Source organism: Blautia sp. MSJ-9, assembly GCF_018919065.1.
Classification (GTDB): Bacteria; Bacillota; Clostridia; order Lachnospirales; family Lachnospiraceae; genus Blautia_A.
The window spans coordinates 1-20300 of record NZ_JAHLQG010000036.1; the positions used below are offsets into that span (position 1 = coordinate 1).

25 protein-coding genes and 1 riboswitch are annotated in these 20300 nt (G+C 41.6%); of the genes, 21 read left to right on the forward strand and 4 right to left on the reverse strand.

The window, feature by feature from the left end; translation table 11 throughout:
• Nucleotides 1–327: 327 nt before the first annotated feature.
• The 17 genes from tnpA (at nt 328) to KQI87_RS09995 (ending at nt 12621) form a co-directional block, all read left to right on the forward strand.
• On the forward strand, nt 328–567 hold the full coding sequence (gene tnpA, locus KQI87_RS16600) for an IS66 family insertion sequence element accessory protein TnpA (RefSeq protein WP_253292459.1): 240 nt from the start codon (nt 328–330) through the stop codon (nt 565–567).
• Nucleotides 549–743 (forward strand): hypothetical protein, encoded by a 195-nt coding sequence (locus KQI87_RS16605; protein ID WP_253292460.1) that lies wholly within the window; start codon nt 549–551, stop codon nt 741–743. The genes tnpA and KQI87_RS16605 overlap by 19 nt, the downstream gene beginning before the upstream one ends.
• A complete protein-coding gene (tnpB, locus tag KQI87_RS09925) occupies nt 737–1087 on the forward strand; it encodes an IS66 family insertion sequence element accessory protein TnpB (RefSeq protein WP_216460010.1) in 351 nt (116 codons plus the stop codon). Before KQI87_RS16605 ends, tnpB begins: the two co-directional genes overlap by 7 nt.
• Before the next feature lie 129 nt (nt 1088–1216).
• The gene (gene tnpC, locus KQI87_RS09930) at nt 1217–2845 is read left to right on the forward strand and encodes an IS66 family transposase (RefSeq protein ID WP_216460011.1); all 1629 of its coding nucleotides are present in this window, start codon (nt 1217–1219) and stop codon (nt 2843–2845) included.
• 107 nt (nt 2846–2952) lie between these two features.
• Entirely contained in the window at nt 2953–3168 is a 216-nt protein-coding gene (locus KQI87_RS09935; protein WP_216460012.1) for a hypothetical protein, read from the forward strand.
• 19 nt (nt 3169–3187) lie between these two features.
• On the forward strand, nt 3188–3598 hold the full coding sequence (locus KQI87_RS09940; protein WP_216460013.1) for a peptide deformylase: 411 nt from the start codon (nt 3188–3190) through the stop codon (nt 3596–3598).
• A gap of 68 nt (nt 3599–3666) precedes the next feature.
• Nucleotides 3667–4035 (forward strand): VOC family protein, encoded by a 369-nt coding sequence (locus KQI87_RS09945; protein WP_216460014.1) that lies wholly within the window; start codon nt 3667–3669, stop codon nt 4033–4035.
• A 10-nt stretch (nt 4036–4045) separates the two neighbouring features.
• Nucleotides 4046–4501 (forward strand): YaiI/YqxD family protein, encoded by a 456-nt coding sequence (locus KQI87_RS09950; RefSeq protein ID WP_118572993.1) that lies wholly within the window; start codon nt 4046–4048, stop codon nt 4499–4501.
• 36 nt (nt 4502–4537) lie between these two features.
• Nucleotides 4538–6067, forward strand: a complete 1530-nt coding sequence (locus KQI87_RS09955) for a Y-family DNA polymerase (protein ID WP_216460015.1) — start codon at nt 4538–4540, stop codon at nt 6065–6067.
• Between the two features lie 15 nt (nt 6068–6082).
• The gene (locus KQI87_RS09960) at nt 6083–6496 is read left to right on the forward strand and encodes a hypothetical protein (protein WP_216460016.1); all 414 of its coding nucleotides are present in this window, start codon (nt 6083–6085) and stop codon (nt 6494–6496) included.
• A 180-nt stretch (nt 6497–6676) separates the two neighbouring features.
• Nucleotides 6677–6773: riboswitch (THF riboswitch) on the forward strand.
• Nucleotides 6774–6926: 153 nt separating this feature from the next.
• Nucleotides 6927–7484 carry a GTP cyclohydrolase I FolE gene (folE, locus tag KQI87_RS09965; RefSeq protein WP_216460017.1) on the forward strand — a complete coding sequence of 186 codons (558 nt, stop codon included), beginning with the start codon at nt 6927–6929 and terminating at the stop codon, nt 7482–7484.
• Nucleotides 7481–7978, forward strand: a complete 498-nt coding sequence (locus KQI87_RS09970; RefSeq protein WP_216460018.1) for an HD domain-containing protein — start codon at nt 7481–7483, stop codon at nt 7976–7978. Before folE ends, KQI87_RS09970 begins: the two co-directional genes overlap by 4 nt.
• A 39-nt stretch (nt 7979–8017) precedes the next feature.
• Nucleotides 8018–8827 carry a dihydropteroate synthase gene (gene folP / locus KQI87_RS09975; protein WP_216460019.1) on the forward strand — a complete coding sequence of 270 codons (810 nt, stop codon included), beginning with the start codon at nt 8018–8020 and terminating at the stop codon, nt 8825–8827.
• Between the two features lie 57 nt (nt 8828–8884).
• On the forward strand, nt 8885–9736 hold the full coding sequence (folK, locus tag KQI87_RS09980; protein ID WP_008704856.1) for a 2-amino-4-hydroxy-6-hydroxymethyldihydropteridine diphosphokinase: 852 nt from the start codon (nt 8885–8887) through the stop codon (nt 9734–9736).
• A 136-nt stretch (nt 9737–9872) separates the two neighbouring features.
• Nucleotides 9873–10199, forward strand: coding sequence for a cupin domain-containing protein (locus KQI87_RS09985; protein WP_008704853.1), 327 nt, complete (start codon nt 9873–9875; stop codon nt 10197–10199).
• A gap of 290 nt (nt 10200–10489) precedes the next feature.
• Nucleotides 10490–11758, forward strand: a complete 1269-nt coding sequence (locus KQI87_RS09990; protein ID WP_216460020.1) for a M18 family aminopeptidase — start codon at nt 10490–10492, stop codon at nt 11756–11758.
• Between the two features lie 53 nt (nt 11759–11811).
• Entirely contained in the window at nt 11812–12621 is an 810-nt protein-coding gene (locus tag KQI87_RS09995; RefSeq protein ID WP_118588014.1) for an HAD family hydrolase, read from the forward strand.
• Nucleotides 12622–12638: 17 nt separating this feature from the next.
• Here the strand turns inward: KQI87_RS09995 and KQI87_RS10000 are convergent, their stop codons facing one another.
• Nucleotides 12639–13583, reverse strand: coding sequence for an AEC family transporter (locus KQI87_RS10000; protein WP_020993719.1), 945 nt, complete (start codon nt 13581–13583; stop codon nt 12639–12641).
• A 245-nt stretch (nt 13584–13828) separates the two neighbouring features.
• On the opposite strand from KQI87_RS10000, the gene KQI87_RS10005 reads away from it, so the two are divergent.
• The 3 genes from KQI87_RS10005 (at nt 13829) to ilvC (ending at nt 16755) form a co-directional block, all read left to right on the forward strand.
• The gene (locus tag KQI87_RS10005) at nt 13829–14881 is read left to right on the forward strand and encodes a tyrosine-protein phosphatase (RefSeq protein WP_020993720.1); all 1053 of its coding nucleotides are present in this window, start codon (nt 13829–13831) and stop codon (nt 14879–14881) included.
• A 228-nt stretch (nt 14882–15109) separates the two neighbouring features.
• On the forward strand, nt 15110–15607 hold the full coding sequence (gene ilvN / locus KQI87_RS10010; RefSeq protein WP_008704845.1) for an acetolactate synthase small subunit: 498 nt from the start codon (nt 15110–15112) through the stop codon (nt 15605–15607).
• A gap of 128 nt (nt 15608–15735) precedes the next feature.
• Nucleotides 15736–16755, forward strand: coding sequence for a ketol-acid reductoisomerase (gene ilvC / locus KQI87_RS10015; RefSeq protein WP_008704844.1), 1020 nt, complete (start codon nt 15736–15738; stop codon nt 16753–16755).
• Nucleotides 16756–16837: 82 nt separating this feature from the next.
• On the opposite strand, the gene KQI87_RS10020 is transcribed toward ilvC, so the two are convergent.
• Nucleotides 16838–17365 carry a hypothetical protein gene (locus KQI87_RS10020; protein ID WP_216460021.1) on the reverse strand — a complete coding sequence of 176 codons (528 nt, stop codon included), beginning with the start codon at nt 17363–17365 and terminating at the stop codon, nt 16838–16840.
• A gap of 204 nt (nt 17366–17569) precedes the next feature.
• Here KQI87_RS10020 and KQI87_RS10025 point away from each other — a divergent pair, with 204 nt between their 5' ends.
• Complete coding sequence (locus KQI87_RS10025) at nt 17570–17755, forward strand: hypothetical protein (RefSeq protein ID WP_216460022.1); 186 nt, start codon at nt 17570–17572, stop codon at nt 17753–17755.
• Between the two features lie 101 nt (nt 17756–17856).
• Here KQI87_RS10025 and KQI87_RS10030 read toward each other — a convergent pair whose 3' ends face one another.
• Nucleotides 17857–18579: a LytR/AlgR family response regulator transcription factor gene (locus KQI87_RS10030; RefSeq protein ID WP_216460023.1), complete on the reverse strand. Its 723-nt coding sequence runs from the start codon at nt 18577–18579 to the stop codon at nt 17857–17859.
• A gap of 71 nt (nt 18580–18650) precedes the next feature.
• Nucleotides 18651–19919: a sensor histidine kinase gene (locus tag KQI87_RS10035; RefSeq protein WP_216460024.1), complete on the reverse strand. Its 1269-nt coding sequence runs from the start codon at nt 19917–19919 to the stop codon at nt 18651–18653.
• Nucleotides 19920–20300: the final 381 nt, after the last annotated feature.

Sequence of the window (20300 nt, forward strand, 5' to 3'; positions counted from 1 at the left end):
ACGGATGCAATGATCCAAATAGAGCTACGTCAGACCAATTACTCCCCTATATTATAATAAAATAAGTGCAGCTGTCAGAGTTAATTACTCTCCAACAACTACACTTTTATGGTACTAAATTCAACTCCTGTTTTTTATTTGGAGTGAGATTAGCACAGGTACCAGAAGAACTGAAGTGAAATGGTCCTAAGTGCAAAAAACTGAAAAAGTTATAGAGATACCACTCCTTAGAGGGATTATCTCATAAATTTTGGATACTGAAAAACCGGTGGATTATTCATCGCTTACGATAGAAAGTGGACAGTTACTATATTTGGAGGTTTCATTATGAGCAGTAAACGTGCCCCAGGGCGTTCCCTGGATGAATGGATGGAACTGGTGATCCAGTGCAGACAGAGCGGACTTACTGATGCCGCATGGTGTAATGAACACGGGATCTCTCCCAGCTGTTTTTATAATGCGGTCACACGTCTGCGTAAAAAGGCCTGTCAGATCCCAGAACCGGCTGGCAAGCCAGTACCCTTGATCTCACATCCCATAAACAGGATGTGGTCCAGATCGCTATAGAACCGGAAACTTCTCCGGCAGAACTGGTTTCAGATAAAGATAACCGTTCTATGTACCTTGACAATCCACATACGATTGAGATCGAAGCCAGAGGACTGATGATCCGGATGAATAATACTGTCCATCCTTCGCTCCTGAAGATCCTGATGGACGCGCTGAAGGAGCCATTATGTTAGCGGATATTTCAAATGTCGATGCCATTTATATCGTCTGTGGAAGAACAGACATGCGTAAATCTATTGATGGCTTATGTGCGATCATCCAGGATCAGTTTTCCATGGAGATCGACCATGCACTCTATCTTTTCTGTGGACGGAAATGTGACAGGATAAAAGCCATCTTAAAAGAACCGGATGGGATCGTTATGATTTACAAACGGCTGACAGCCCAGGGGTCTTACCAGTGGCCGAGAGATAAGTCAGAAGTCCGGAACCTCACATGGAGGGAATTCGACTGGCTGATGTCAGGCATCGATATCGAGCAGCCCAAAGCGATCAAAACATCCTGTGCAAGGCAGTAAAACTGCACATAAAATGCCCCGTTTTTCCTGTATTTTCGGCACTTTCAAGGTCCACTGTTTTCCTGTTGTACTGGCAGTCCAGTCTGTTTTCTGATATAATAAAGATATCAAAAACAGGAGGAAAAAACAGTGGCAGACAGTTCCAAAGATATTCAGCTGCGAGAGCTGAAAGACGTGATCATGGACCTGAAAAATTCAATAAAAACTCTTCAGGCAACTGTCGATGCTGGAAATAAACGGGAAGAAGCCCTTATACAGGAACGTGACAACCTGAAAGAAGAAGTGGAACTTCTCCGCAAAAAACTTTTTGGTACTTCCAGCGAAAAACGCTCCACTGATCTTCCGGGACAGCTGAACCTTTTCAATGAAGCGGAAATGGAACAGGATCCTGCGGCCGCTGAAGCCGAAGAGATGGCAGCACAGCTTCCCGGGAAAAAGAGAAAAGCCCGCGCAGCAAATGCAGAACGTTTTAAAGGCCTGCCTGTAAAAAAGGAATATTTTGATATCCCGGAAGAGGACAGGTTCTGCCCGGTCTGTAATGCTCCATTGGAAAAGATCGGTGAAGAGTTCGTGCGTCGTGAACTGGTCTTTATACCGGCAAAGCTGAAAGTCATTGAATACTACAGCATCAGCTATAAATGCCCGGAATGCAGCAAACGTGATCTTCCTGTTATCAAAAAAGGAAAAGACGGAAAACCGCATATGCTCTATGGGATGGCTTCGGCAGGAACAGTTGCATGGGTGATGTACCAGAAGTTCTGCAACAGCCTGCCATACTGCCGTCAGGAAAAAGACTGGAAGCAGTATGGTGCGTCCATCACAAGGGCGACCATGGCAAACTGGGTCATCCTCAATTCAGATGCATTTTTCCGTCCGATGTATGAATACTTCCGCCGGAAACTGCTGGAGAGGGAATTCGCAATGGCAGACGAAACGCCCCTGCAGGTACTGCATGAACCGGGGCGCCGGGCCCAGTCAAAATCCTACATGTGGCTTTTCCGCAGCGGGGAAGATGGAGGGGTACCGATCATCCTTTATAAATACTCGGAAACCCGTGCCGGAGACAACGCGGTTGAATTCCTTCAGGGATTCAAAGGCTACCTGATGTGCGACGGATACAGCGGGTACAACAAAGTGCCGGATGCAAAGCGTACAGCCTGCTGGGCACATATACGCAGGTACCTGGTGGATGCAGTCCCGAAAGGCAAAAACCTGGATTATAGCCAGCCTGCTGTGCAGGGTATCCTGTATGTAGACCGTCTCTTCCGTCTGGAAGAAACGATTAAAGCCAAAAGCACAACCTTCGATTCTCTCAAAAAAGCACGCCTTGAAAAAGAAGTGCCTGTCATTGAGGGCTTTTTGTCGTGGCTTGACTTGCAGAAACCTATCCGGGGATCCCGGATGGATAAGGCAGTCACCTATATCCAGAACCGCCGGACCTATCTTATGATCTATCTGGAAGATGGCAGATGCAGCTTTTCTAATAATCTCAGCGAGAATGCGATCCGCCCATTCACGGTAGGCCGTAAAAACTGGCTGTTCTGTGATACTCCGAACGGTGCACAGGCCAGTGCCATTGTATATACCATGGTAGAAATGGCAAAGGCAAATGGAGTAAACGTCTATCACTATCTGACCTACCTGTTAGAGAAACAGCCTAATGATAGTATGAGTGACGAAGAACTGGATCAGCTGGCACCATGGAACGAAGATGTCAAAGCAGAACTCAGGCGCCTGGCAGAAAGCTCCGACGAATGATCAATCATATGTGAATTGTCAAGGTACTCCGACTGCTGAAAAGTAGTCGGATATTTTTCTAGCGACACCTGAAAATTAAACGCTTACTTATTTTCAGAGGAATAGATATGATATACACAGTAAAACGAATTGATGAAGATTTGGACTTCGGGTGTGAAGAGCGACCGAAAGGTATGCCAGTCATGGCAATAGTGACGCTTATGAATTCTTCAGGAAAAGAAATAAGGGTAAAAGCAGAGGATGCCATGCTCTATGAATGTAACATCAATGAAAGGGACAAGGTTTGTCTTGATGTGAACAACAAGTTGAAAAAAGTAAAATAAAAATTGCAGGAGAACTACAATGGTAAAGCAAATAGTAAGAGACATTTTCTTTTTAAGCCAGCCATCCGAGCCGGCCACAAAAGCAGATATCCAGATTGGGAAGGATCTGCAGGACACACTGCAGGCAAACCGGGAACGGTGCGTTGGTATGGCTGCAAACATGATTGGTGTAAAGAAGAATATCATTATTGTGAATATGGGATTCATAGATGTTGTGATGTTCAATCCGGTGATTGTTTCAAAACGGGACATGTATGAGACGGAAGAAGGTTGTCTGTCTCTGGATGGTGTTCGTAAGACGACCAGATATCAGGAAATTGAAGTAGAATATTATGACTTTAACTGGAAAAAACAGCGGCAGAAGCTGTCTGGATGGACTGCACAGATTTGTCAGCATGAGATCGATCATTTGTCCGGAAAGATAATATAACCGAATGCGGATTGAGAATAGCTGCTTAACTCGACTCAAGTAATGAAGCGGATTGCGAGGTGACGGATATGCTGAAAAATGTACTGATTGTAGTGGATGATATAGAAAAATCTATAGAATTTTACAGGGATTTATTTGGCCTTCAAGTGATTCTTAAGAATGAAGGTAATGTGATTTTATCGGAGGGTCTTGTTTTGCAGGACACTGGTTTATGGGGAAAGACGCTGGATGAGATTTCTACTCCATTTAATAACAGGATGGAACTGTATTTTGAGGAATTTGATATAGATGGATTGCTTGCAAAATATGAATCCGGTAAATATTTTGTTCGATATGCCACTGAACTAACAGAAATTGCAGGTGGCCAGAAACTTGTAAGATTGTATGATCCGAGTGGTAATCTCATTGAGGTTCGCACTCCATTTATGTCTAATTAAAGGAGAAGATATGCAGATTTTTGTTGATGCAGATGCCTGTCCGGTAGTTGGTATTGTTGAAAAAGTAGCAAAAGAGTACAGTATTCCGGTAACGTTATTGTGTGATACAAATCATGTGTTGTCTTCTGATTACAGTGAAGTGATTGTAGTTGAAGCCGGTGCAGATGCAGTAGATTATAAACTGATCAGTATTTGTCATAAAGGCGATATTGTTGTGTCACAGGATTATGGAGTGGCGGCAATGGCACTTGGAAAAAATGCGTATGTGATTCATCAATCTGGGAAATGGTATACCAATGAGAATATTGACCAGATGCTTATGGAGCGGCATCTGAATAAGAAGGCACGAAGGGCATCCGGAAAGAATCATTTAAAAGGACCAAGAAAACGAACATCGGAGGATGATGAGCATTTCAGAGAATCCTTCGAGAAAATGATACATATGGCAATGGATAAGGAGAAATAATCACAAACGGAACACAGGAGAATTGGGAGGTGCAGAATGACGGAAAAGGAAAGAACCTATATTGCAATCGATCTTAAGTCATTCTATGCATCTGTGGAATGTAAAGAGCGAAATAGGGATCCTTTGACGACTAATCTTGTGGTTGCGGATAAAAGCAGAACAGAAAAAACGATCTGTCTTGCGGTATCTCCAGCCTTAAAGTGTTATGGGATACCCGGAAGGGCTCGTTTATTTGAGGTTGTTCAAAAAGTAAAAGAAGCCAATAGTGCCCGCAGGTGGAAAGCACCGAACAGAACATTTATTGGTTCTTCTGATGACAGTACAGAATTAAATATCAATTCTGCACTGGAGATTGATTATATTGTTGCACCTCCCCGGATGGCTCTCTATCTGGAATACAGCACCAGAATTTACAGCATTTATCTGAAATATATTGCACCGGAAGATATTTTCCCGTATTCGATTGACGAAGTATTTATGGATGTAACGAATTATCTGCATACTTATAATATGACAGCAAGAGAACTTGCAATGACCATGATACAGGATGTGCTGAAAACGACAGGTATAACAGCAACTGCAGGAATTGGAACGAATATGTATCTGTGTAAGATTGCGATGGATATCGTGGCGAAGCATATTAAAGCAGATAAAGATGGTGTACGAATTGCAGAACTGGATGAAATGTCATACCGAAGGAAACTCTGGAGCCACAGACCTCTTACTGATTTCTGGAGAGTCGGAAAGGGATATGCAAAGAAGTTGGAAGAATATGGCCTCTATACGATGGGTGATATTGCCAGATGTTCCATCGGAAAAGAGAATGAATTATATAACGAAGATCTGCTATATAAACTGTTTGGCGTTAATGCAGAGCTGCTGATCGATCATGCCTGGGGATATGAGCCCTGTACCATGAAAATGGTCAAGGCTTACAAACCGGAAACGAACAGTGTTTGTTCCGGGCAGGTACTTCATTGTCCTTATGACTTTGAAAAAGCAAAATTAGTCGTCAAAGAGATGACGGACCAGATGGTTTTGGATCTGGTGGATAAGAAGCTTGTAACAGACCAGATTGTGTTGACGGTTGGTTATGATATTGAGAATTTGAATAATACCGACAGGAAAAAGCAATATCATGGTGAGGTTACGATCGACCGTTATGGAAGAAAAATCCCGAAACACGCACATGGAACGACCAATCTGAAACGGCAGACTTCCTCAACAAAAATGATAACGGATGCAGTAATAGAACTATATGACGGGATTGTTGACAGAAACCTGCTTATCAGAAGAATTAATATCACAGCGAACAGGCTTGTGGATGAAAATTCTGTAAAGAAAGAAAAAGTGTATGAGCAGTTGGATCTTTTTACGGATTATGAGGCGCAAAGGAAAAAGCAGGAAGAGGAAGAGGCTGCGCTGGATCGCGAAAAACGTATGCAGGAAGCAATGCTCAGTATTAAAAAGAAATTTGGAAAAAATGCTATGCTGAAGGGGATGAATCTTCAGGAAGGTGCAACCGCCCGGGACAGAAATGAACAGATTGGCGGTCATAAGGCGTAAAGGAGTTGAAAGAGAATGAAAAATAATTCTTATGACGATATCATCAATTTACCGCATCCGGTCTCTAAGAATCATCCGCAAATGCCACTTTGGGATCGGGCAGCGCAATTTGCTCCTTTTGCAGCTCTGACCGGACATGATGCTGCGATAAAAGAAACAGCAAGATTAACCGATGAACGATTGGAACTGAGTGAGGAAGTGATTGCTCAACTGAACGAAAAAATCAACATAATCAGAAATAATATCGGTATAGAACAGAATGTATCCATAACTTATTTTATTCCCGATGCAAAAAAAGCCGGTGGATCCTATGTTATGTGCTCCGGTATTGTAAAAAAGGTAGACGAATACGAGCATACCATAATTATGACGGATCAAACGGTCATTCCAATTGAACAGATAAGCGATATTAAATGTGAAGAGTGGTAAATGTAAAAACAGATACTCGGAAGCTTGCAGTTTTTTGGCTGGCTTACCGGTGTCGGATCCGGGATGACGATCGTCGGACCGGAAGATGTAAAGCAACAGGAAAAAATTATTTTGAAAAGTCAGAAAAAAGCTTTTCTATTATCGTAGTACATGGTATACTGAATACCGAAATGAATGATATGCAAAATAGGATTTTATGCGTTAAGTGTTCGGTGAATGGGGAGTTGTCACTGAAACGAAAAGTGCGTCTTACGGTATATTATCCGCACCCGTTGCAAACAATATAAGAGGATATCTCATATTGTGTTAGGGAATGTTTTCGACATACATTCTATCACAATTGGAGATATCCTTTTTTACTGAATATCCACCTGAGTGTGTTCAAAAGGATAATCTCCATTTCAAAAAATACAAAGGAGGTTATTTTTTAATGGTTGACAAATTGAAAATTGAGCAGGCAGTCCGTCTGCTTCTGGAAGGTATCGGTGAAGATATTACACGGGAAGGTTTGATTGATACTCCTGACAGGATTGCCCGCATGTGTGAAGAAATTTACGGAGGTCTTGGCCATGAAGCGGACCAGCACCTGTTGAAGCAGTTTCCTGTAGAAAATAATGAAATCGTGTTGGAAAAAGACATCACCTTTTACTCCATGTGTGAGCATCATCTGATGCCTTTTTATGGAAAAGCTCATCTTGCATACATCCCCAACGGCAAAGTTACCGGTTTAAGCAAACTGGCACGTACAGTAGAGGTTTATTCCAGAAGACCACAGATTCAGGAACGCCTTACTGTTCAGATCACAGATGCTTTGGAGCGTACTCTGGATCCCAAAGGAATTATGGTAATGTTGGAAGCGGAACATACCTGTATGACCATGCGCGGAATAAAAAAACCGGGCAGCAAAACGATCACTACTGTAACCCGTGGTGCGTTTACAGAAGATAAGGAACTGCAGAAAATGTTCCTTTCTATGGTAAAAGGATGAATAATAATTTTTTAGATATGGACCGTGTCAATCAGATCTGGAGGCACCCGGTTTATCAGGAACACTATAAAAAAATACAGGAACTTGAGAGTGAACGGAGCTTCTGCCGTCATACTCCTGAACATTTTCTGGATGTTGCACGGCTGATGTACATTTATGCACTAGAGGAACATCTGGAGCTGCCTAAAGAGCTTATCTATGCAGCAGCACTTCTTCATGATATCGGACGTGCACAGCAATATCAGTACAACATTCCCCATGATATTGCAGGAGTAGAAATCGCACGGGAAATTCTGACAGATCTGCACTTTACAGAACAGGAAAAAGAACTGATTCTGTCTTCCATTGGACATCACCGAAAAGGAGATTCCTGCAGTACGCTGGCAGCACTTCTTTATAAAGCGGATAAGCAGTCCAGAAATTGTTTTTTATGTTCCGCTGCTTCTGAATGCTATTGGTCTGATGATAAAAAAAATATGAAAATTGAATACTGATTTTCTTCATAAGCACAAAAGAAAGGATGGGCTCTGCTCATGAAAATTGGAAACCGTTTTTTTGATACTAAGAATCATACTTACATAATGGGAATTCTAAATGTTACCCCTGATTCCTTTTCAGACGGCGGCAAATGGAATCATATAGATGAAGCTTTGAAACATACAGAGGCAATGATTGCTGATGGTGCAGATATTATTGATATCGGAGGCGAATCTACACGTCCCGGCCATACACCTGTCAGTGCTGATGAGGAAGCACAGAGAGTTCTTCCTGTTATTGAAGCGGTCAAAAAACATTTTGACATTCCTGTTTCTGTAGATACTTTTAAGAGCAGTGTTGCTGAAAGTTCTATTCAGGCAGGAGCTGACCTGGTTAACGATATCTGGGGATTAAAATATGATCCGAAAATGGCAGCTGTGATCGCAAAATATGATGTGGCCTGTTGTCTGATGCACAACAAATCTAATACAGAATATCAAAACTTTCTCATTGATATGCTCGCCGAAACACAGGAATGTGTCAATCTTGCAAGACAGGCTGGCATTAAAGATGAAAAAATCATGCTTGATTCGGGAATTGGTTTTGGAAAAACATTTGAAATGAATCTGGAAGCAATGAATCACCTGGAGCTTTTTCAGAATCTGGGATTTCCGGTTCTCCTTGGTACATCCCGCAAATCCATGATCGGACTGGCACTGGATCTTCCTGTAGATCAGCGCATGGAGGGGACTTTGGCTACCAGTGTAATTGGCGTAATGAAGGGATGCTCTTTTGTTCGTGTCCACGATGTTAAAGAAAACAAGCGTGTGATCCAGATGACAGAAGCAATCCTGGGACGCAGATAAATTACTGGCACAAAACAGATGGTAAATATAAATAACATACAGAAAGGATTTGCTGTTATGGATGAGACCAGATTAGATAAAATAGAAATTAAAGAGCTGGAGGTTTTTGCAAACCATGGTGTATATCCCGAGGAAAATGTTCTGGGACAGAAATTTGTTATTTCTGCCACTCTTTTTACCAGGACACGTCTGGCGGGATTAACCGATGAGTTGTCTGCCTCCATAAACTATGGCGAAGTCAGCCATATGATCACTGATTTCACCAGAAAACATACTTATAAACTTCTGGAATCTCTTGCAGAGAATCTTGCAGAAATGCTTCTTTGCTCTCTTTCCGGACTTGAAAAAATCACTCTGAAGATCGAAAAGCCGTGGGCACCGGTTGGTCTTCCTCTGAAAACCGTATCTGTGGAAATTACACGGAAATGGCATACTGCTTATATTGCTTTTGGCTCTAATATGGGTGATAAAAAGATGTATATAGATAATGGGATCCGTGGTCTGGCAGAGACAAAAGGATGCCGTATAGAGGCAATTTCCGATTATCTTATCACAGAACCTTACGGAGTTACTGATCAGGATGAATTTTTAAATGGAGTTCTGAAAATGCGGACACTTCTTACTCCTGGAGAATTGCTTGTGCGACTGCATCAGTTAGAACAGGCGGCAAACAGGGAACGTATCATTCACTGGGGACCAAGGACACTGGATTTGGATATCCTGTTTTATGATCAGGAAATTATTGATATGCCAGATCTTCATATTCCTCATATTGATCTGCACAACCGCGATTTCGTTCTTGTACCAATGAATCAGATTGCTCCGTATCTGCGACATCCTGTGTTAAATCAGACCATTTCGCAGCTTCTGGACAGCCTTCTGAACAAATCTGAAAATACTGCAAAATAAAGTGAACAGTAACCAGTAACGATATTTTTCTGAATGTTCCATTGATATTTACTTTGCCATTTTCTATAAACAGTGCTATGATATATTCAATGGAAATTCTATAAAAGAGAAAACATCTACAGGAGGGCAAAAAATTATGAAAATCAGACGCGAAGAACACATGGCAGGTGGAAATGGTCACGTAATCATCAAAGAAATCCTTGATGCAGAACAGTTGAATGGTAAATGTGGACTGTATGCACAGGTAACCCTGGAGCCGGGATGTTCACTGGGATATCATGAACATCATGGAGAAAGTGAAACCTACTATATTTTACAGGGACAGGGTGAATACAATGACAACGGTACCTATCGTCCGGTAAAAGCAGGAGATATTACATTCACACCGGACAATCATGGACATGCACTTGCAAATACAGGAAATACAGATCTGGTTTTTATGGCTCTGATCATTAAAGACTGATATAAAAACAGCAGCACATATTTCTTATGGAAATAATGACTGCTGTTTTTATTACCAGGACAGACTGATTATAATAAAAAACAGTATAAATCAGGTAGCATTTTAGCCGAATCAAGTAAGTCCCCTGCTTCAATTGCGAAAAGTAATAAGCAGTGGGTGGGGACTTGCTTGTATCAGGAGGAGTGCAAGCTCCTTCTGATAAACTGCGAAGCAGTTATTCGATTATGAGCAAGTAGCGAAGCGGATTGCGAATATCCGCTTGATTAATCATTCAAATGGAGAATCAAACTATGTACAGAAAAACAGCAAAGAAGTTACTGAAATTCATAGAGAAAAGCCCCACTGCATTTCAGGCAGTGACGGAGATGACCAAAAGGCTTGACAAAGAAGGCTTTGAAGAATTGAAAGAGGAGGATCATTGGAAGCTTAAAAAAGGCGGAAATTATTATGTGACCAGAAATCATTCTGCGATCATAGCTTTTTCCATTCCGCAGAAGCCTGTGTGGAAGTTTCATATTATGGCAAGCCACAGTGATTCCCCTTCCCTTAAGATCAAGGAGAATCCTGAGATAGAGGTGGAGAATGCTTATATCAAACTGAATGTAGAGCGTTACGGTGGAATGATTCTGTCTCCATGGTTTGACAGACCTCTGTCAGTGGCAGGAAGGCTGATCGTCCGTCAGGATGGAAAAATCAGAGAGAAGATGGTGACTGTGGACAGAGATCTGCTGGTCATCCCCAATCTTGCCATTCATATGAACAGGGAAGTAAATGACGGATATAAATATAATGTGCAGAAGGATATGCTGCCTCTTTTCAGCGATAAGGAAGGAAAGGGCAGATTTATGGAAAATGTGGCTGAGGCCGCAGAAGTAAAGACAGAAGATATTCTGGGACATGATCTGTTTCTTTATGACAGAACTCCGGGTACTCTGTGGGGAGTAAATGAGGAATTTATCTCTGCACCCAGACTGGATGATCTGCAGTGTGCATTCTCTTCTATGGAGGGATTCCTGCAGGGAAATCGTGAAGAAAGCATTTCTGTACATTGTGTGCTGGATAATGAAGAAGTGGGAAGCAGTACAAGACAGGGGGCTGCCTCCACATTCCTTAAGGATACTCTGATGCGGATCAATATGGGACTGGGACGCACTCAGGAGGAATATTATATGGCACTTGCAGACAGTTTTATGATTTCTGCAGATAATGCCCATGCTCTCCATCCAAACTATACGGATAAGACAGATCCGGTAAACCGTCCGGTGCTGAACGGGGGAATCGTGATCAAGTACAATGCAAACCAGAAATATTGTACAGACGGAGTGTCCGCTGCAATTTTCAAGGATATCTGTGACAGGGCAAAGGTGCCGTACCAGACCTTTGTGAACCGTTCGGATATGGCAGGCGGATCCACGCTGGGAAATATTTCCAATACCCAGGTTCCTGTGAAAACAGTGGATATCGGTCTGGCACAGCTTGCCATGCACTCTGTATATGAAACAACAGGTGCGAAAGATACAGAGAGCCTGGTTAAGGCAGCGACAGTATTTTTTGCATAGCTTGTCGGCACACTGGCAGATAAACGTAAATATAAAAATCAGGAGATAAGAAAGTGAACAGAAAAGCAGTGTTTTTTGATGCAGACGGAACACTCTGCGATATGGAAAAGGGTGTACCCCAGAGCACAAAGGAGGCATTGAAGAAATTAAGAGAAAACGGTCATGACGCATGGCTTTGCACAGGCAGGAGCAGGGCCTTTGTTTCCCGGTATCTGGAAGAGCTTCCGTTTACCGGTATGATCAGTGCCTGCGGGGCTACCATTGAAAAAGATGGAGAACGTCTTTTTAATAAAGAGATGCCCCCGGAAGTTGCAAAAAAATCAGTGGAAATCCTGCGCAGATATGGTCTGGTCCCGGTTATGGAAGGTGCAGATTTCATGTATTATGATAAGGATGAATATAATACAGATGTGAACTGGTATACGGATCTGATCACAGAATCTTTAGGACCTAAATGGCGTCCCATCAGGGGAAATGAAGACTGTATGCGCATTAATAAGATCAGTGCAAAGATGATAAAAGGCTGTGATGCAGAAGCTGCCTGCAGGGAACTGAGTGAGTATTATGACATTATCCGTCATGAGAGTGGTTCAGGGATTGCAGGAACCACCATTGAACTTGTCCCAAAGGGCTTTAACAAGGCAGTGGGGATCTCGGCAGTGTGCAGACTCTTTGATATTCCATGGGAGGACACGATCGTGTTTGGAGACAGCAATAATGATCTCGCCATGTTTGAATATGCGGCAGTGAAGGTTGCCATGGGAAATGGTTCGGAGAAAATAAAAGCTCTGGCTGATCATATTACACAGGATATGTTCCATTATGGAATCAGAAACGGACTGGAATATCTGAAGCTGATATAAACATAAAAAGCCTGGGCTCAGATCAGTCCCAGGCTTTTGCATATATAGAGCCAGATTGTCATGGTAAAGGAGCTTAACAGAGTGGTAGTCATAACCACACCGGAAGTAAAATCGCCGTCATAATCCATGTTTTTGGCCATGATATAACAGCTTACAGTAGTGGCAGAGCCAAGCATGATAATGATTGCAACCAGCATATCATGGGAAAATCCCAGAAGCACAGCCAGTGGAAGAAATACAGCTTCATATCCCACAAGCTTCAGAAAGCTACATGCGATCAGTGGTTTCGGCCTTGCGAATGCCTTGCCGAATTTCAGTGCGCCACCCATGGCCATCAGCCCAAGAGGAGTCGCTGTTTTTCCGAGATTATCTACGGCAGTATTCAGAATTGTTGGCATTGGCAGATGAAGCAGCGACCATACCATACCTGTCAGGATACCAAGGATAATAGGGTTCGTGGCGATTCCTTTCAGGGTTCGGATAAGCTTTGCGGTATCAAGTTTACCGCCGCCGGGAGCGAACAGTGACAGTGTTATAACTGCCATCACATTATAAAGAGGCACACTTCCGATGATCATAAGCGGTGCCATTCCTGCGTTTCCGTAAAGATTCTGGATAATTGCAATTCCAAGGATCGCAGCGCTGCTCCGGTAAGAAGCCTGGATAAATTCGCCCTGGATATTTCGCGGTTTCAGCAGATAGGAAAGTCCTGTGGAAATTCCGATACTGATCAGTGTGACAAAGAAGCAGAACAATACAAATTTCGTATTCCACACACTGTAGAAATCTGACTTTGCAATATCAAGAAACAAAAGCGCAGGCAGAGCTGCATTAAATACGAACTTATTCAGACGGCTGACAAAGGTGTCATCAAAGAGTCCGATCTTCCGAAAAAAGAGCCCGAGCATCAGGGTGAGAAAAATCGGGATTGTAGCATTAAGACAGAAAATAAGATTTTCCATTTTCATAAATCCTTTCAAAAAAATGATTTCTGTACAAAAAGTACGGTTCATAAGGTGACTGCTATATCACAATAACACCATGATTATAAACGTTTGACAGGAATTGTCAAATTTCGATTTCTGTGTTATTCTGAAAAAAATGGTTGCTGTTCAGTATGCCTTGCAGATTGCGGGAATGATTTTTCAGACACGCTCTAAGAGCAGAGTGAACAGTAATAAAATTGCAGACAGTGGAGTGGTGGATCATGAAGTATGGAAAGATAAGAATAGAAGATGGATTTCTGGTTTTTACCAGACATATGATGATAAACAATCTTCCATGTAAAGACATTGTATGGGCATATATGCGAAAAGAGGGAGCAGATGAAGGTGATGACAGACAGCTGAGTGTAAATTATCTTGTAATTGTTACCAGACGTAAGAAGAGATACAAGTTCGATATGACAGAAAAAGAGATTCATGAGTGTATCCGCATTCTTAAGATATTAAACCCGGATATGGCAACAGGTTTCCCGAAGGGCGGCAGGATATCTCTTCATAGTCTGCCGAATACCAGAGATCTGGGTGCGATCGTTACAGCTGATGACAGACACATCCTGCCGAGGAGGCTTCTGAGAAGCGGGGAACTTTATCACATTTCAGAGAGCGATAAGAACAGACTCAGAGAAGAATACAATCTGAAGACGGTGATCGACCTGCGTTCGGCAGAAGAGAGAAAATGTAAACCGGATACTATTATAGCAGAAGTAGAATACTACCATGTACCGGTTGTGGATGAGGATGTGCAGGTTATCAGCAACAGAGAACAGTTTGTGAAAATGCTTGCAGGACTTCCGGATGATATGGAAGAATATATGATCAGACAGTACAGGAATTTATGCATGGATCAGCTGGTGTTGAAACAGTATGCGAAGTTTATCGATATTCTTTTCAGGCAGGAAAAAGGTGCTGTTTTGTGGCATTGCGGAACTGGAAAGGACCGTACAGGGATCGGGACTGCTTTTTTGCTCAGTCTGCTGGGGGTGGAGGAAGATGTGATATATGAAGACTATCTGCGCACAAACCGTTATATGGAGCCCAAACTGGTATATATGCAGAGACTTGTACAGACCTGGCCGGAGGCAGATGAGAAAATGACCGAGAAGCTTCCAATTATATATAATGTAAAAGAGGAGTATTTGGCTGCTGTTTTTGAAACAGTGAAAAAGACTTATGGTTCTATGGAAAAGTTTTTCCAGACCGTATTTTATCTGAAACCGAAAATGATCGAAGAGTTCAGAAATAAATATCTGATATAGGCAGTTAATTTGATGTTTTTACAAAAGTTATCATAGAGTTACTGTTCACTGGTAATATCCCGCAAAGCGTGTTGCTGGGAACGAAGTGAACAGTAACGTCACAGAAAGACATTTGTTTTTGTGCGAAAAATTTATTGACAAAATCATGATTATTGATATAATGGTAACCATACGAGCTATTTATTATATTAACGTGGTGAAAATGTACACGTTGAAAGCAGGTGGGACATGCAGAAGAGAGTATTATCCCTGTTAGTAGATAATACTGCAGGTGTAACAACCAGAGTATCTGGATTATTCAGCCGCAGAGGCTATAACATCGACAGCATTACCGGAGGTGTAACAGCGGACGAGCGTTTTTCCAGAATTACCGTTGTGTGCAGCGGGGATGAACTGATTCTGGAGCAGATCACGAATCAGCTTGCCAAGCTTGTAGATGTAAGAGATATTAAGATCCTGGAGCCGGACAACAGCGTATGCCATGAATTAATGATGATCAAGGTGGCTGCGAAACCGGAGCAGAGACAGGGACTCATTTCCATAGCGGATGTTTTCCATGCGAAAGTCGCAGACGTAAGTGTGGATTCCATGATACTGGAGATGACAGGTAACCATAATAAACTGGAGGCATTTCTTGAGCTGATGGGCGATTACGAGATTCTCGAACTTGCACGTACAGGAATGACCGGTTTATCAAGAGGTTCGCAGGATGTAACCTATTTCTGATGAAAGACCGGAAGGCTTTTCGGAACGCAGGAAATTGAAAAATATCTCAGAAACAGTACATATTATAGTTTGCTAGGGGAGCATCCCTTAACGATAAATTTTTTTACGATTAGCAGGAGGAAAATAAAATGGCTAACAAGATTTTTTATCAGGAAGATTGTAATTTAAGCTTACTGGATGGTAAAAAAATTGCAATTATTGGATACGGAAGCCAGGGACATGCACATGCTCTGAACTTAAAGGATTCCGGATGTGATGTCATTATCGGTCTTTATGAAGGCAGCAAATCCTGGAAGAGAGCTGAAGAGCAGGGCTTTAAGGTATATACAGCAGCTGAAGCAGCTAAACAGGCAGATATCATCATGATTCTTATCAATGATGAATTACAGGCTAAACTTTACAAAGAATCCATCGAGCCAAACCTTGAAGAAGGCAACATGTTAATGTTTGCTCATGGTTTCAATATCCATTTCGGATGCATCAAACCACCAAAGAATGTTGATGTTACAATGATCGCTCCTAAAGCACCTGGTCATACAGTAAGAAGTGAGTATCAGGCTGGAAAAGGAACACCTTGTCTTATCGCTGTAGAGCAGGATTACACAGGAAAAGCTCAGGATCTTGCACTGGCATATGGTCTTGGAATCGGCGGAGCAAGAGCTGGTCTTCTTGAAACTACATTCCGTGTAGAGACAGAGACAGACCTCTTTGGTGAGCAGGCTGTACTTTGCGGTGGTGTTTGCGCACTTATGCAGGCTGGTTTCGAAACACTTGTTGAAGCTGGTTATGACCCAAGAAATGCATACTTTGAATGTATTCATGAAATGAAACTGATCGTAGACCTGATCTATCAGTCAGGATTCGCAGGAATGAGATATTCTATCTCCAATACTGCTGAATATGGCGACTACATCACAGGACCTAAGATCATCACAGAAGATACAAAGAAAGCTATGAAGAAAATTCTTTCTGATATCCAGGATGGTACATTTGCAAAAGACTTCTTACTTGATATGTCTGATGCAGGTGCACAGGTTCACTTCAAAGCTATGAGAAAGAAAGCTTCTGAGCATCAGTCTGAGAAAGTTGGCGAAGAAATCCGTAAACTTTACAGCTGGAATGGCGAAGACAAACTTATCAACAACTAATCTGAATAGGATTAAAATAAAATCCCTCGCCGGATGCGGCGGGGGATTTTTTGAATATGTACATATCTATAATGATGATTAATTACAGTTCAACAATCTGACCCTTTTCAACGTCATATTTGCAGTATTTCCCATTTCCAGAAATAAATGGCTGATAGGTATCAGTTCTGTTATCTTTCAGATATACGATACCAGTCGCAATCATTTCGACTAATGAGAAACGTTTGCTGAGACTGGAAATCCATTTATATGTTTTGTTCTTTGACGAACTTGCCATGACCATGTTGTAGGAATGACCATGCTCGGCTTCTTCCAGAGAGAAGTATACTTTCTCTGCTTTGTCAGGAGCGTCAAAAACCTGACTGGTGATGTAGGAAGAGAAATTGGTCTCTACAAATTTACGGAAAGATTTCATGTCGTAAGTAATCTTGGAAACCTCATCTGTAATCTTATCTCCACGTTCCAGACGTGTTTTGATGATATTTAAGACATCTACAGTCCAGTTGATGAAAGAAATACTTTCGTAATTCATACTTTCCATCAGTTCTGAGATCAGATTCTTTGACAGAATGTTAGAGCGCACCGCCTCATCGTAAAGTTCTTTGTTCATAACATTTTCCCTCTTTTTTCATTATATTAGCATTCCGCGTGCTTTTATGATATACTGATTATAAATCTGTTTACTGCAAATTGCAATAAAAACAACGATGAAAACGAAAAAAATTGTACATATTAGCCATTGTTTGTTCGCTGCTATTCCGCGAGGCGTTTGGTGTAAATATGCATGATTAATGATGAAAATAAGGAGGACATTATGGAAATAGAAGAAGAGTTTATTTCAGGATTCTGCAGAACATGCAATGGAGGAACTACAGTCTGTTGTGAATATGCCGTAGAGGGGGACAAAAGAACTCTCACGTTTATGGACTGTGCACATGACAGATGTGTAAACCTTGCTGCCTGTGAAATTTATAAACAGGCACATGAACTGGAGCGATAAAAAGACAAAAAACAATCCCGGGTATTAGTTTTGATATAAGGACGATACACGGGATTTGTTATGTAAAAGGATATATAATTAAGCAGACAAATTTCTGATAGTCAGTTATTGGAAGCGGAATCAAACATGTATGCAAAATAAGCATCTTTAAATGCAGAATAACTGTTTCTGGAAATTGGAATAGAAGAGGAAATTCCGGTAGTGATCAGATTTCGGGTGAACTGCTTCACACGCGACAGGTTCACGATGTAACTACGGTGGCACTTAAAGAATCCTTTTTCAGGTGTGAAGACTCCTTCGCATTTCGAAAATAATTCACGGATTTTCAAAATGGTTCCATCTGAGAGATAAACCAGAACCTGTTTATTCTGAGCTTCCAGATAATCCACATCATTGAGGGTGATCTTGCAGAAACCATCTGCAGTATGTGCGGTGAAAGTTTCTGCTGAAGCCTCGAAATCATTTAGAAACTCATCCATGACAGAGAAGAGTCGATGGTTGTTTATCGGTTTCAGAAGATAATTAAGGGCCTTTACTTCATAGGATTCTAATGCGAATTCTCTGGAATAAGTCAGGAAAATGATCGGAACTGTTATCCCTGCATTTCGCAGTTCCCTTGCAGTGTCTATGCCATTTAGCAGAGGCATGATAATGTCCAGGAAGATCAGATCCACGGAAGTAGTCTGCAGAGCTGTCAGCAGATCATCTCCATTCGTATATTGATACAGAGCGAGGGAAAGACCATTATTAACGGCCCAACGTGTCAGAAGTGTCCGTAGTTCCTGACCGAAGTCTATTTCATCATCACAAATTGCGATTTTCATAAAATTTTCCAAAAACCTTTCTATAATATATGCACATCTAAATATCTGGCAGAAATTTGGAATGCCAGATATTAGATGATAATTCTCAGGACAAAACAATGGTCAGTGATCGAGAAATGGCACTGGCCATTTAACTGATCCACATAATAAATAATACTCTTGACTCCGATCCCATGTCCATTTCTGTTGGAAACCGGAACTCCATCTACAAACTCAGGAATCTTTTCTACGGGATTTTCGAGCTGGAACAGGAGATGGTTCTTTTTTTGGGAAAGTGTAAGCTTGGCCCATTTTGAAGAGGATTCCAGATTCTCCAGTGCATGCATGGAATTCTCCAGTGCATTGGACAGAATCGTACAGATTGCCAGATCAGGACAAGGGAGATCTTTTCCTGTGGAAACATTGCAGTTAAGAGAGAATCCCTTGTCTGTGAAACGGGAATGATAAATGGAGAGCACAGAGTTAAGCATCTCATTTCTGGAATAACTGGCGATAATGGTATCGTCATATGCAGAACTGATTTCATGGATATATTCCTGTGCTTTATCCGGATGATCGTTCTGCAGCTGAGTCAGAATGATGTTCAACTGATGACGCATATCGTGCCGGAGGATTGCTAGTTTCTGACTGCTGATCTTTACCTGCTCGATTTCTTTTTGCATGGATTGAATCTGTATTTCGCGAAGATCACTGTATTGTTTCAATTCCTGTTTGTTCTCGTATTCTCTAAAATATATCATGAGAAATACCAGATAGGCAATACAAAATGCAAATCCCATGAATTCTACGACTGCTTTATTTCCGGAATAGAGCAAATGGGAGAATTTGGTGGAGGTATAGTCAAAAATGTAATAAACAAAAGGAAGGAAACCAATGATAGAGAGTTCCCGGGCATTTTTGGCAAAGATTGTTTTCGTGGAGCGGAATACATATTTAAAAAGAATGACAAAAGTTGTAACTGTCGTCAGGATTCGCACAAAATAATAACACCACTGGGCCCCTGTCACTGCCAGAGCAAATAATCCGACCCAATTGCTTATCTGACAGCACAGATAGGCAGAAAAAACAGAGATAGCAGAAGAAATCAGTGGATATTTATAATGATAGGTCAAAAATAAGATCAGTGGGAAATGCACGATCAGCGGGTAGGACATATTTGCAAGTGTTTCGCCGAATAACAGAAAATCGATTATATATAAGCATCCCTGTCCGCTAAACAGCAGAAATAAAGTCATAATATTCTTTCGATTAGGCTTTACTCCAAGAAAGAAAGCAGAACAGTAAATTCCAAAAAGCATAGTTGTAATACCATGAATGGCAGAAAGAATCTGCACCAGCATAATAGCACCTCCATTTTACACATCATATAGAAGTCAGGGTCAAAAGAGAATTTGCTCCTGACTTCATAAATAAGTATAAAAGATTCTATCTATAATAACAACCCTTGGGCTATGATCTGAAATACCATTCGCGCTGTATATTCACCATTCGCACAAAACGGAAATAAGAAGTTCTTTTTGTGTTAAAATAATTACACAGTTACAGAAGAAACGGAGGACAGCGGAAGAGATTTGTATTTGGAATATGTGTATGAAGAGTCTTGATCGGCGCGAAAGAAAAAGAAAATGAAAAAAGAAGACGGGCAGATATGGAAGTGGCACCATATCTGCCCGTCTATTTATGCGGCTGGCATAAATTAAGTTTGCGAAGCAAACGATAAT